Source organism: Sulfurospirillum arsenophilum NBRC 109478 (assembly GCF_000813345.1).
In the GTDB taxonomy this organism is placed as follows: Bacteria; Campylobacterota; Campylobacteria; order Campylobacterales; family Sulfurospirillaceae; genus Sulfurospirillum; species Sulfurospirillum arsenophilum.
Genome location: NZ_BBQF01000007.1, coordinates 1 through 12921, shown reverse-complemented (window position 1 = coordinate 12921; position 12921 = coordinate 1). Strand labels below are relative to the sequence as shown.

General features: G+C 39.9%; 10 protein-coding genes and 1 tRNA gene. 5 read left to right on the top strand and 6 right to left on the bottom strand.

Annotation, left to right across the window (positions count from 1 at the left end; translation table 11 throughout):
• Positions 1-232: 232 nt before the first annotated feature.
• From SAR02S_RS12795 to mraY, 5 genes are all read right to left on the bottom strand, one after another.
• On the bottom strand, positions 233-2296 hold the full coding sequence (locus SAR02S_RS12795) for a POTRA domain-containing protein (RefSeq protein ID WP_084218522.1): 2064 nt from the start codon (positions 2294-2296) through the stop codon (positions 233-235).
• Positions 2297-2306: 10 nt separating this feature from the next.
• Positions 2307-4931 (bottom strand): two-partner secretion domain-containing protein, encoded by a 2625-nt coding sequence (locus tag SAR02S_RS13315; protein ID WP_052433645.1) that lies wholly within the window; start codon positions 4929-4931, stop codon positions 2307-2309.
• 237 nt (positions 4932-5168) lie between these two features.
• Positions 5169-5244 (bottom strand) — tRNA-Phe (locus SAR02S_RS12785).
• Positions 5245-5296: 52 nt separating this feature from the next.
• Positions 5297-6490 (bottom strand): UDP-N-acetylmuramoyl-L-alanine--D-glutamate ligase, encoded by a 1194-nt coding sequence (gene murD, locus SAR02S_RS12780; protein WP_041960333.1) that lies wholly within the window; start codon positions 6488-6490, stop codon positions 5297-5299.
• Complete coding sequence (mraY, locus tag SAR02S_RS12775; protein ID WP_041960331.1) at positions 6487-7551, bottom strand: phospho-N-acetylmuramoyl-pentapeptide-transferase; 1065 nt, start codon at positions 7549-7551, stop codon at positions 6487-6489. The genes murD and mraY overlap by 4 nt, the downstream gene beginning before the upstream one ends.
• A gap of 85 nt (positions 7552-7636) precedes the next feature.
• Between mraY and gpmI the strand changes: the two genes are divergently transcribed.
• From gpmI to accA, 5 genes are all read left to right on the top strand, one after another.
• Positions 7637-9133 (top strand): 2,3-bisphosphoglycerate-independent phosphoglycerate mutase, encoded by a 1497-nt coding sequence (gpmI, locus tag SAR02S_RS12770; RefSeq protein ID WP_041960329.1) that lies wholly within the window; start codon positions 7637-7639, stop codon positions 9131-9133.
• 29 nt (positions 9134-9162) lie between these two features.
• Positions 9163-9906, top strand: coding sequence for a 3-oxoacyl-ACP reductase FabG (fabG, locus tag SAR02S_RS12765; RefSeq protein WP_041960327.1), 744 nt, complete (start codon positions 9163-9165; stop codon positions 9904-9906).
• 78 nt (positions 9907-9984) lie between these two features.
• On the top strand, positions 9985-10215 hold the full coding sequence (acpP, locus tag SAR02S_RS12760) for an acyl carrier protein (protein ID WP_025345613.1): 231 nt from the start codon (positions 9985-9987) through the stop codon (positions 10213-10215).
• Positions 10216-10287: 72 nt separating this feature from the next.
• Positions 10288-11499: a beta-ketoacyl-ACP synthase II gene (locus SAR02S_RS12755; RefSeq protein ID WP_041960325.1), complete on the top strand. Its 1212-nt coding sequence runs from the start codon at positions 10288-10290 to the stop codon at positions 11497-11499.
• Positions 11500-11508: 9 nt separating this feature from the next.
• A complete protein-coding gene (accA, locus tag SAR02S_RS12750) occupies positions 11509-12447 on the top strand; it encodes an acetyl-CoA carboxylase carboxyl transferase subunit alpha (RefSeq protein ID WP_041960324.1) in 939 nt (312 codons plus the stop codon).
• 45 nt (positions 12448-12492) lie between these two features.
• On the opposite strand, the gene SAR02S_RS12745 is transcribed toward accA, so the two are convergent.
• On the bottom strand, positions 12493-12909 hold the full coding sequence (locus SAR02S_RS12745) for a hypothetical protein (RefSeq protein WP_156961484.1): 417 nt from the start codon (positions 12907-12909) through the stop codon (positions 12493-12495).
• Between the last annotated feature and the right edge of the window lie 12 nt (positions 12910-12921).

Sequence of the window (12921 nt, the reverse complement as noted above, 5' to 3'; positions counted from 1 at the left end):
TAAAGAAAGGTATGCACAATCCTCTTGTTTTTTTTGAGCATAAACCAGACATTTTTCTTTTGGATATTTGCATGTCAAAATCGAGATTACGGTTTGGAGAAACGGCGTATTTGGATGATTTTGTGGTCGGTTCTAACGCAAGACAAGCGATACCTGTACGCATTGAGAAAGTTTAAGTGGTTTTACATGTAAGGATTTTTCCTTACATGTAAAATAAAAAATAGGCCACTCATTAATATACCCATCCGATTTGAACAAGGACTTTATTTTGATAATTTGGTTCGCTTGTCACGTTTGCGCCTCCCATAACTCTAGCAAATTGCGCTTTGGCAAAAAAGTCTTTGTAATTGGCTTGATAACCTAGCCCAATATCTGAGAGATTGCGTGGATCGGTTGCTCCTGTTGGGTTTTCCATTCTTGCATAGCCTTGGTCGATGAAAATACTGGCTTTTGAGCTGATATTTTCATATGTTGGTAAAGCATAGAAAAACTCTAAACCTACGATATAGCCATTTTCAGCACTTAGTTCACCATCGGGGAACGCGCGAATGCCATAGGCTCCTCCTAAGGAAAAGTCTTCCGAGCCATCTAAATTTTTATTTCCCAGTGCTTTTTGAAAACGAAAACTACCTATCATGGAGTAGGTTGGATCAAAAGCGATATTTTTCTCTAACGTTCCTATCACTTTGCCATAATTTCCATCTGTTTTAGGCCCTGTTTGATCTGTTGCCAGCGCATCAGCGTTGTTAAAGCTAAGATTGCCGTAAGTGAAAGTAATCGAAGCTGTGGTGCTACTTTCAAACCCTAAAAAAAGGCTATTTTCAGTGTAGTTAGCGCCTAGATTTACAGAGTTGGATTCTTTTTTAGTCAGTGTTGAAGAGCTTCTTAGTTCATCTTTCATATGCTTGTTTGCATAACCAAGTGTAAGATTCAGCGTCTCTGCTCGTGTGCGAATGAGTGGATAAATGAGTGAAGCTTCCAGTGTGGTCGCATTTCCCACTGCATCAAGATTTTTATATTCCTCTGCTAGAGAGTACGTGGTTTTAGATGCGCTAATTTCACCACGAAGTCCATTGCTCATAAGTGGAAAATTGTAGTAGAGTTTGCCATTTTTAAGATCGGTTTCGGTTGAGACAATACCTGTTAGCCCCAGTTTATCACCGTATCCTAATGGCGAATTGGCGCTGAGTCCAAAGCTTGTTCGGTATTCTCCTGTGTAGCGAGAGCCGTAATTATCTCCTAAAATATAGGCACTGTATGGTTTTGTCTCTGCTGTTTGAATTAAAAAATCCGAGGTACCGACTTTCTCACCTGGCATAACATCGGCGGTAACCACTTGCGCACCTGGAGTATCGTTGATAATGAGCATGGCTCGCTCTAGGGTATTGACACTAACAATGTTGGCATCTTTAATATCATCAAGCATGCCTTGAAGTGTTTCATCATTGACTAAAGAACTGTTTTTGAGCTTGAACGCACCATAGTTACCTTCTATGACATTGATTTTTACCGTGCCCTCTTTAAGTGATTGTTTTGGAATATACGCGCGCGCGACAAAGTAACCTTTCGTGCGATAATACTTTGTAATCAATGCAGCAGTTTGCTCCAAAGAAGCAAACGTGTGTTTTTTGTTTTCTTCTTCAGCTATAACTGCAAGTAGTTCTTCGGCTGAGAGAGCACTATTTCCACTGAGTTTAAAAGCTTTTACAAAAAGTGTTTGTATGGCTTGGGGTGTTTGTACCGTTTCTTGTTTTTGAACACCTTCTTGTTTTTGCAAAATAGAGTTTTCTTTCAGCAAATCGGGATCTTGCATTATTTTCTCATGGTTTCTCGCTCGAATTGTTAAGGTCACTGTCCCATTGATAATATCTTTTTTATAGATAAATGCTTTAGCCTTAGACAAACCCTTTTTTTGATAGTACGCAGTGATTTTATTGGCAACGGCAAGTAACTCTGAAGCGCTTAATTCTTTGTTGACCATATCTGCGATGACGCTTCTTAATTCTGACGAACTCAGCGCTTCATTACCAACAAACTCAAAGCTTTTGACGAGGATGCGGGGTTCTTTCTGCATTGCTTGTGGTATTTCTATACTTTTTGTAGGCGGTGCTACACTCTCAGTTTTCTTTTCAGGAATTTCAATTTGTGGAATTGCTGGAGCTTCTTTAGTTGGCTCTTTTGATGACTCTATGCTTTTTAATGCAGAGCCAATATTAGGCATTTCGACTCCCAAAAGAGAACTTGCAACAATCAAAGACAGAGCGAGTACTTGGTGTTTAGTGTGTGTATGAACCATCTAATTTTCCTTATCTTTTTGTATTATCAAGCACATAAAATTCTTGTTCTATGCCAGTAGGAAGTTTTACACCACCATCAACGATATCAATTAAAGAGCCTCTCATCAGTGGAACACGAATAGGCGTAGTGCCACTGCTAGGTGTTTCACTTGTTGCACTAGCTCCAGATGTTTGCATTTCGCGAATTTCTGCCATAGTCACCAAGGTTGTTGCTTCTCCCGCTTCTGGGCTAGAAACGACATCTACAGTGTGTCCACCTTGTGCAAGTGGTGTACGTGTCGTGGAGGGCGTTTCAACATGTGACTGTTGTTGTGGAAGGTCAACGTGCGGCTGTGTTACTGCTGTGTTATTGACAATAGCTGAGATAACAGAAGGCGGTGTTGATGGAAGAGGTGTTGATGGAAGAGGTGTTGGTGTTGAGGCACCAGAAGATTGCCCCACTTGTTCAACGACGTTGGAAATGGCTGCAATAGGTCCTGCCGCATAATACCATGTAACACTGCCTCTTTGACTATTACTAATAGTGTCAAGATTCAAATAAATACCATAAGAGCCATCTTCTCTATTCGTAGTAATAGCTGAATCTATTGGATTCTTGTCAATAATATTCGCAAGAGAGCAGCACCAATCAGTAACGGTATTTGTTCCTGCCGTTGTCGAATAAAATAAAACTGCAGCACCTGCTCCATTTGTAAGTGTTTGTTCTGAAATCATAATAGCATTAGAGCTATCTGTTTGGTTTGTAATCGTTTCAAAACCATTTGAAGTAATATTTCCTTTTGTTTTATAATTTGCATCTGATAACGCAACCCAGTCATCTCTTGTTCCAACCCATAAACGTATATTAGATTGGCTTGATCCTGTATTGTTGATCAATGTGGTGGTAGCTTTAAGGTAACTTGTATCAGGTAATAAAGTATATTTATCTTCAACTGTAATGGGTCCGATACCACTAATATTCATTGTTGTTGTAGTAATAATCGAACCAGTTTTTTCATAATAACCTGCAATATTAAGATTTTGATTCGTTACAAGGGGCGCAATATCAGCATAAGGATTTCCATAGTCCCCTGTTGTAACAATGGTTCCATTATTATTCCACCCTGCTGTTGCTACTCCTCCAATACCAATTGCATAATCAAGTGGATAGCTTGAATAAGTGAGTTTATACCATCCATTTCTACCATTGGTTACATTATCATAATACCATGGTTGAAGTAGCGCGCCTGTATCATTAATAGAGGCTTCTGTTCCATTTCCAAAGCGAAGATTTCCATTATCTAAAATAAGATTTGTAAGCGTCCCCGCTGAGCCTTTCTTCCATGTAAAAGCACTGGCTGTTGGGATTAAAATGTTTACACCATCAGCCACTGTATAGCGGCTACTTCCACCATCTGCACTAGCTTGTCCATAGTAAAATGCCAGTGTTGCGGCTCCTGTTGCTGTAAGATCGGCATTGAGATAAATATTGCCACCAGAATTAAGGGTGAGCTTATTAGCACTCCACGTGATAGCATCATTAACGGTAATCGTATTGTCTGCTTGAATTTCAATATTTGTGCCTGCTAATCTTCCTGCTAAGGCAGCACCAGTTTCGTTACCACCACTCGCTGCAATCGTATAGTTTACAGGATCAATCAACCATTTTCCTGTTTTACCTTGTGCTGCAAGTGTTGTTACATGTAAAGATTTTGCGATATTGACAGTTTCACCTGATGTCTCAATAAAACCACCATTTCCAGAGGTTGTAGCACTTGCATCAAGTGTACCATCGGCATTAACAATACCACCATGTGCATAAAGTGTAATTTTTCCTGCAACATCATCCAGTGTTTTAGCTTCAATAACACCGGTATTGTTTACAACACCACGTAAGAGCTCATTGACAGCATTGGTTGTAAGGTAAACTTCACCTCCATTAGCAATCAGTGCACCTTTGTTTTCAACGAGTGCGTCTAAAATACCTTTATTGACAGTGAGATTGACCAAAGAGTTGCCATTAAGATTGATGGAGACTTCATTTGCACCCACCAGTTCAATCTTGCCTTTGACTGCCGTGATGGTTCCTTCATTGGAAACATTATTAGCAAGCAATGTAGCATAACCGCTATTGGCAATATCTATGCTACCTTGGTTGATAATGCTCTCTTTGCTATCACCTTTAAATGTGTAGTTACCTTTTTGAAAATCTGCATCACTTAAAAATTTTGTGGTTGCTAAAAGACCTGCAGTATTAACTGAAGCATTTTTACCAAACAAAACACCATTACTGTTTAAAATCCAAACTTGCCCATTGGCATTTAAAGCGCCATTAATGATACTTTTTTCATTTCCAATGACACGATTGAGGGTAATGGCTGAACTGTTTGGTTGATTGAAATTAACCGTTTCAGTAGAACCAATAGAAAAAGTTGTCCAATTGATAGATGCCTTTTGGCTTGATTGGTCAATGTTGGTAATAGAACCACTTTGTGAAATAGCAGCACTACCACTTGTGATGACACCGCCACTTGGTGCTGCATATAGTAATGTTGTTCCTACTAAAAGTGCTGAAACAACAAGTGATATTTTCCGACCTTTTAGGATACGAAAACGGGAATCGTAGTCGTATGCTTGAAGATATAAACTTTGCATAAACACCCCTTAGTGCAATTTAAACCTATTATAACGCTAGGATTGTTGCAAAGGCGTTGCATACTAAAATAAAGAGAAAAAGAAGTCTGAAGAAATGTAGAAATGAAGCATGAAAATATAAAGTTCTAATAATACAGATAATTGCAAATTTTAGTCAAAAAAAGTATAAAATAAATAAAGTAGTAAATGTTAAAAAGAAGTATGTTTGTAAGATAAAAAATGGGGATTTATAAAAAGTGGTGGCTGGAGACGGAATCGAACCGCCGACACGGAGATTTTCAGTCTCCTGCTCTACCGACTGAGCTATCCAGCCACTCTTTGAAGAGCTGAAATTATACAAAAAAAACTTTAATACTAGCTTATGTCTAAGCGAGTGCCAACTCTTTAAAGCGATCTCCTCTGTGGGCATAGGATTTAAACTGGTCTAAACTTGCAGCTGCAGGAGAAAGTAGGGCGACACTTTTGGTGTTATGCACGGCATGAATTTGTTTCATTGCCTCTTCAATCACAAAACATTTGTGAAGTTTAATACCTTCTTTTTGTGCAAAGGTAGCAAGTCTTTCCGTGTTTGTACCGATGGCAAAAACGGTTACATGTAAAGGCTTCATAAAATCAAAGAGCTCTTGAAGATCAACACCTTTGTCATCACCCCCTAGGACAATGAGGATTTCGTCATTTTTATAGCGTTTGAGCGCTTCAATGGTGGCATCAACATTCGTTCCTTTAGAGTCATCCACCCAAAGACGTCCTAGTTTGTCCCTAAATTCTTCAATTTTATAATGATCGATTTTAAAGGTGTTAAGAAGATCATAATCAACGGTGTCTAAGAGAACTTTTTGCGCGCTCATGGCAAGAACGGCGTCGAGTAAAAACGGTGTTTTAAAGTTCACTTTGGTGATGTCAATGCCCATTTGTGCTGCTAAATCTTCTTCCGTATCGTATGCAATCACGTGTGCTAGGGTTTTGACATTGGCATACGCTTTTGGAAGGATGGCAACACTGCCTTCTCTCATACGCTCAAGTGGGGAAAGTTTTGCTTCAATGTATGCTTCCATACTTCCATGCCATGTTAAATGGTCTGGTTTGATAGGGAGCAGTAGATAAATATCAGGAGCAGTCACTTTCGTGTAGTGAAACGTAAAAGAGCTGGTTTCTAAGATCCAAATCGGTGCTTTTTCGCTGAGTTCTGCTAAAGGTGTGCCAATGTTGCCACCTGCCTGAGCACCTTGTTTTTGAAGGAGGAACTCACACATTTGCGTTGTGGTGGTTTTGCCATTGGTTCCACTGATCCAAATACTAAAAGGCATTTGCTCTTTAAAGAAGTCGTATTCACCGACCACATTGCGCGCTTTTTGAATCAAAGGATGATGTGCTGGAAAACCAGGACTGGGGATCTCTACATCGCTCGTGGTTGGGTCGAACGCTGAGGGAGGCAATAAAAGGTTGCCAAATTCATCTTTATCGTTATTGACAAAGCCGTCGTCAAAAATTTGACATTGACCTGCGAAGCGTTTTGCAATTGCTTTAGTTGTTTTTCCGTGTCCAAAAAGTGTTATCATCTGAGTTTCAATGCCGTAAGTGCTAAAAGATTTGACATGAGCGCAATAATCCAAAATCTCACGATAATCTTGTTTTCTGGCCAACCCTTCACCTCAAAGTGGTGGTGGATCGGCGCCATAAGGAAGATGCGCTTTTTACGCGTTTTATAACTTCCCACTTGTAAAATAACCGAAACCGTTTCAAGTACAAATACAAAACCAATTAAAAGAAGTAGAATTTCATTTTTAGAGATAATTGCCATATAGCCAATAAACGCGCCAATGCTAAGGCTTCCGCTATCGCCCATAAAGATTTCTGCTGGGTAGCAGTTAAACCATAAAAAGCCCACAAGTGAGCCCATAACAGCCGTTGCAACAATCACAACTTCACCACTACCACCCACTTTTGGAAGGAGTAGGTAGCTGCTTAAAAAGGCGTTACCGCCCACATAAACAAAAACAGCAAGTGAAAAAATAGACAAAATGGCAGGAACGGTTGCCAGGCCATCAAGCCCATCGGTCAAATTCACTGCGTTGCTCGCAGAAATCATAACCAGTACCCAAAAGCCAAGGGCAAGTAGATGCATATCAAACAGTGGAAATTTGTAAAAAGGAACGAAAAAAGTGGTATCCAAATCAACGGCGACGTATAAAATAAGTGCGACAATAGAAGAAGCAATGATTTGAAAGCCTAGTTTTGCACGTGGGGTAAGCCCTGCTGTATTGCTTTTACCTAAAATTTTAGAGAGGTCATCTTTCATCCCGATGAGTCCAAAGAGCAAAATACACGCCAGTGCTGAAAGAACGAAAAGGTTATTTATTCGGGCGCACATTAAGATAGAAAGCGTTGCAGCACATAAAAAGACGATGCCGCCCATGGTTGGAGTTTTAGATTTTTGTTGATGCGTTTGAGGTGCTAGGGAATAAATAGGTTGATTGGCATTGCGTGATTTTGCCCATTTGATGAACTTTGGCATCAAATAAATGGTCAAGGCGAAGGCTAAAAAGAAGGCAATTCCTGCACGAACGGTGATGTATTGAAAAAGATTGATTGAGGTGAGTTTGTAAAGAGCGTATAACATTAATGTTGTTTCCAGCGTTTAGGGATATATTTTTATAAAAGCAACATTTTAGTAAGATATTGCTTATAAGCTTATAACAAAGGGTATGATTTTGAAACCACACGTTACGAAAACATTACTTATTATCACCGATGGTATCGGGCACAATATCAGTCAAACCGCTAATGCTTTTGCCATGGCACATAAACCAACCTACGATAAGCTTTTTAAAGAGGTTCCTTACAATCTTATAGCAACTTCTGGACTAAGCGTAGGACTTCCTGAAGAACAGATGGGAAATAGTGAAGTCGGGCACATGTGTATCGGAAGTGGTCGCATTTTGTACCAAAACTTGGTCAAAATCTCGTTAGCGGCGAAAGATGGCTCTCTTGCCACCAATCCAGCCTTAACGCAGCTTTTACATGTAAAGGGTGCGATTCATATTATAGGGCTTGTCAGCGATGGTGGGGTGCATTCGCATATTGATCATATTATTGATCTTGCGCATATTGCTGAGGCAAAAGGTAAACACGTTTATTTGCATGTGATTACCGATGGGCGCGATGTCTCTCCAACATCGGGCATTACTTTTTTAGAGCAACTTTTAGCGATTTGCAATGAAAATATTAGCATTGCCTCTATTTCAGGGCGTTTCTTTAGTATGGATCGTGACAATCGTTGGGAGCGAGTGAAAGAAGGGTATCGTGTTATGGTCGATGCAAAGCCAAAGACGGCTTTACATGTAAAAGAGTATTTACTGGGGATGTATGATCAAGGCATCACCGATGAATTTGTTGAACCAATGGCTTTTGAGCCTTACGTAGGCATGCACAGCGATGATGGCGTGATTTTTGCAAATTTTAGAAATGATCGTATGCGTGAACTCTCCCGTGCTATTGGATTTAGCGAATTTAATGAATTTGCACGCACCCTTAATGGGGTAGAGTGTATTACGATGACCGAGTATGACAGCAGTTATCCCTTCCCTATTATGTTTAAAGCGGATACGCCTCAAAATACACTGTGCGATGTCATTTCAAGCGCAGGCCTTACGCAGTTTCATACTGCAGAGACAGAGAAGTATGCACACGTGACATTCTTCTTTAATGGTGGTGTCGAAGAGCCAAAAGTGAATGAAACCAGACTCCTCGTGCCAAGCCCTAAAGTCAAAACCTATGATCTTCAGCCTCAGATGAGTGCTCCTGAAGTAGGGGATGCCGTTCTTAAAGCGATGGATGAACAGTATGATTTTATCGTCGTTAATTTTGCCAATGGCGATATGGTAGGACATACGGGAAGTTTGGATGCGGCCATTTGCGCGGTAGAAGCAGTCGATACAGAACTTGGAAGATTGTTTGAAAAAGCAAAAGCGTTAGGCTATGCCATCGTACTTACGAGCGATCATGGTAACTGTGAACAGATGTTTGATGTTGAAGGATCAAGGCTGACCAACCACACTACATTTGAAGTGTATGGTTTTGTGATGGATGAACGTGTTAAAAGTGTACAAAAAGGTGGACTGAACAACATTGCACCAACGGTGTTAAAACTGATGGGTTTACCAATTCCTAGCGAAATGGATAAACCGTTAGTTCAGTTTTAAATTCAATTTAAAGATATAAAGGAACAATAATGAAATTTAGTGGAAAAAATGTTTTAGTGACAGGTGCAGCCAGCGGAATCGGTAAAGAGATAGCGTTAACACTTGCAGGGTATGGTCTTAAAGTATGGGTTAATTACCGTTCACGCCCTGAGCAAGCGGACGCGATTAAAGCAGAGATTGAAGCAAACGGTGGCGTGGCTGCGGTTATTGGTTTTGATGTGGCGGATGAAGAGGCATTTATAGAAGGTATTAAAACCATCGTTGATGCAGATGGCGAGCTCTCTTATTTAGTGAACAATGCAGGCATTACCAATGACAAATTAGCAATTCGCATGAAAAAAGAGGACTTTACCTCAGTAATTGATATTAACCTTACTTCTGCTTTTATAGGGTGTCGTGAAGCACTTAAAGCGATGAGTAAAAAACGTTTTGGCTGTGTGGTAAACATTGCTTCTATCGTAGGCGAGACAGGAAATGCTGGACAAGTCAATTACAGTGCGAGCAAAGGTGGTTTGATTGCGATGACCAAAAGTTTCGCACAAGAAGGCAGTGCGCGAGATGTTCGTTTTAACGCAGTGACTCCAGGTTTTATTGCTACAGAGATGACGGATAAATTAAGCGATGAGATTAAAGAATCCTACACGTCAAAAATTCCACTCAAACGTTTTGGAAGCCCTAAAGACATTGCAGAGTCTGTTGCTTTCTTGCTCAGTGACAGTGCAAGTTACATCACAGGCGAAGTTTTGAAGGTCAATGGCGGAATGTACATGTAAACGGGAGTTTACATGTATAAAATTCAAATTAAAGGTTTTTTTGATAAAATAGTGGAAATTTTTTAAAGGAGCTATTAAATGGCACTATTTGATGATGTAAAAGCGGTTGTTGTTGAACAATTAAATGTAAATCCTGACGAGGTAAAAGAAGATTCAAAATTCGTAGAAGATTTGGGTGCAGATTCTTTGGACGTTGTTGAACTTGTTATGGCTCTTGAGGAGAAATTTGACATTGAAATTCCAGACACTGACGCTGAAAAAATCGTCACTGTAAAAGATGCTATGTCTTACATTGAAGCACATAAATAATTTTATGACACGCAACCCGCTAAAAAGCGGGTTCTCCCCTTCCCACAAAAGATCACTAAAGAGGATAAAAATTTGAAAAGAGTCGTTGTTACTGGTATAGGAATGATTAATTCATTAGGTTTGGATAAAGAGAGTTCTTTTAAAGCTATCGTTGAAGGTCAATGTGGCATTAAAAGCATTAGTTCGTTTGACACAACCGAGCATTCTGTTACCATTGCCGGCGAAATCACCGACTTTGATCCTAATACCATTATGAATCCAAAAGAGGTCAAAAAAGCAGACCGTTTTATTCAACTAGGACTTGCTGCGGCTAAAGAAGCAATGGCGGACGCGAAATTTGATACTGACTATGAAGCTGAATCATTCGGTGTCAGTTCTGCTTCGGGTATTGGTGGCTTAGTGGTCATTGAAAAAAATTCTGTAATCGTTAACAGTGCAGGTCCTCGTAAAATTTCTCCTTTCTTTATCCCATCAGCACTCATCAACATGCTTGGCGGTATGGTTTCGATTGAATACGGTTTAAAAGGACCAAACCTTTCATCTGTTACAGCATGTGCAGCAGGTACGCACGCCATCAGCGATGCAACCAAAACAATGTTAACAGGTGGCGCTAAAAAGATGCTCGTTGTTGGTGCAGAAGCGGCTATTTGTGCAGCAGGTATTGGTGGTTTTTCAGCGATGAAAGCACTTTCTACTCGTAATGATGATCCTAAAAAGGCTTCTCGCCCGTTTGATGCAGAGCGTGATGGATTTATTATGGGTGAAGGTGCAGGTTCACTTGTTTTAGAATTTTATGAGGATGCAGTAGCTCGAGGGGCTCACATCTATGGCGAAGTAGTTGGATTTGGTGAGAGTGGTGATGCCAGTCATATTACTTCTCCAAGTTTAGACGGTCCACTTCGTGCGATGAAGGCTGCTTACGAGATGGCAGGACGTCCTAAAATTGACTATATCAATGCACATGGAACTAGTACACCGGCAAACGATAAAAATGAAACAGCAGCTATTAAAGAAGTTTTTGGCGCGAATGTCCCACAAATTAGCTCTATTAAAGGGCAAATTGGTCACTGTTTAGGTGCCGCGGGCGCTATTGAAGCGGTTGTCTGTTTGATGGCAATGCGTGATGAGATTTTACCTCCAACAATCAATTTAGAGAATCCAGATCCTGATTGTGATCTTGATTATATCCCTAATGTGGCACGTAAATGTAGAGCAGAATATACCATGAGTAACTCGTTTGGCTTTGGCGGAACGAATGGCTCTGTCATCTTTAAGCGTGTATAAGGAATTATAGTGGCTACTTATTTGGATTTTGAGAATGGAATTAAGCAGATTGATGAGGATATATCCAACGCCAAAATCAAAGGCGATAGCCATGCTGTTGAGATTTTAGATAAGACACTTTCTAAAGAGATTTCGAAAACCTATAAAAATTTAAGTGAATACCAAAAGCTTCAACTTGCACGTCATCCTGATCGTCCTTACGCCTTAGATTATATCCGTGCTCTTTTGCATGATAGCTATGAAATTCATGGTGATCGTAACTTTGCGGATGATGCTGCTATTGTCTCTTATATCGGCTATATTGGTGAGCGCAAAGTCATTGTTGTTGGCGAGCAAAAAGGCCGTGGTACTAAAAATAAAATCAAACGCAATTTCGGTATGCCTCATCCCGAAGGTTACCGTAAAGCACTTCGTATTGCTAAAATGGCAGAAAAATTTGATCTTCCGATTCTTTTCTTAATCGACACTCCCGGTGCATATCCTGGAATTGCAGCAGAAGAACGCGGTCAAAGTGAGGCGATTGCTAAAAACCTTTTTGAGCTAAGTAAGCTTAATACCAAAAGTATCTCAGTTGTTATTGGCGAAGGTGGTAGCGGTGGAGCTTTAGCGATTGGTGTGAGTGATCGTGTTGCTATGATGCGTTACTCCGTCTTTTCCGTTATCTCTCCAGAAGGTTGTGCTGCCATTTTATGGAATGATCCAAGCAAACAAGAAAATGCGACAAAAGCGATGAAAATTACGGCGGAAGATTTACATCAACTGGGTCTTATTGATGCTATTATTGATGAGCCACTTATTGGTGCACACCGCGATAAAGAGAGTGCAGCAAAAGCACTTGGAGATTATTTTTTAAAATCACTTGAAGAGCTTGATAAACTCAGTAACGAAGAGCGTATGATGAAGCGTTATGAGAGAATCATTTCTATCGGAGCTTATGAAGAGCGCTAAGAGAATTTTCTCTTAGCGTTTTTAACTTTCTTTTTCTTCTACTTCTTACCAACCACGAACTAACGTGTGGCAATCTGTACAAGCATTAACAATATCTGAAAAAGAATTAAATGCTTTTCTTGGTTGTTGAACCGACAAATAGTACTTCATCTCTTTAGCTGCATTTTCAATACGCTTTGAGCTAATAAACGCTAAATTTTCCATCTGTTTTTTACCTTCTGGTAAAAAGGCTTTGATGGCATTGCGGTTATCATAAGTACTATTTTCTTTTTCAACTTGGTCAAGACCCTCTTGAACGAGTTTCATGTTATTGTATAAAAAACCTTTTTGAATATTTGCCAAACCATTTTCCATGTTAAGCATAACCATAGCATTAATTTTTTCAGCTTCAGAGGCATTGAGATTAAGGGAACATACAAGGGATAGGGAAGCCAATATCATCGTTAGTTTCATTCGTTTCATCATTTCCTCCTT

Bases quoted from the DNA above. Each gene is read 5' to 3' on its own strand.
- acpP (WP_025345613.1), top strand. From the start codon at position 9,985: ATGGCACTATTTGATGATGTAAAAGCGGTTGTTGTTGAACAATTAAAT.
- murD (WP_041960333.1), bottom strand. From the start codon at position 6,490: ATGATAACACTTTTTGGACACGGAAAAACAACTAAAGCAATTGCAAAA.
- fabG (WP_041960327.1), top strand. From the start codon at position 9,163: ATGAAATTTAGTGGAAAAAATGTTTTAGTGACAGGTGCAGCCAGCGGA.
- gpmI (WP_041960329.1), top strand. From the start codon at position 7,637: ATGATTTTGAAACCACACGTTACGAAAACATTACTTATTATCACCGAT.
- SAR02S_RS12745 (WP_156961484.1), bottom strand. From the start codon at position 12,909: ATGAAACGAATGAAACTAACGATGATATTGGCTTCCCTATCCCTTGTA.
- SAR02S_RS12795 (WP_084218522.1), bottom strand. From the start codon at position 2,296: ATGGTTCATACACACACTAAACACCAAGTACTCGCTCTGTCTTTGATT.
- SAR02S_RS13315 (WP_052433645.1), bottom strand. From the start codon at position 4,931: ATGCAAAGTTTATATCTTCAAGCATACGACTACGATTCCCGTTTTCGT.
- mraY (WP_041960331.1), bottom strand. From the start codon at position 7,551: ATGTTATACGCTCTTTACAAACTCACCTCAATCAATCTTTTTCAATAC.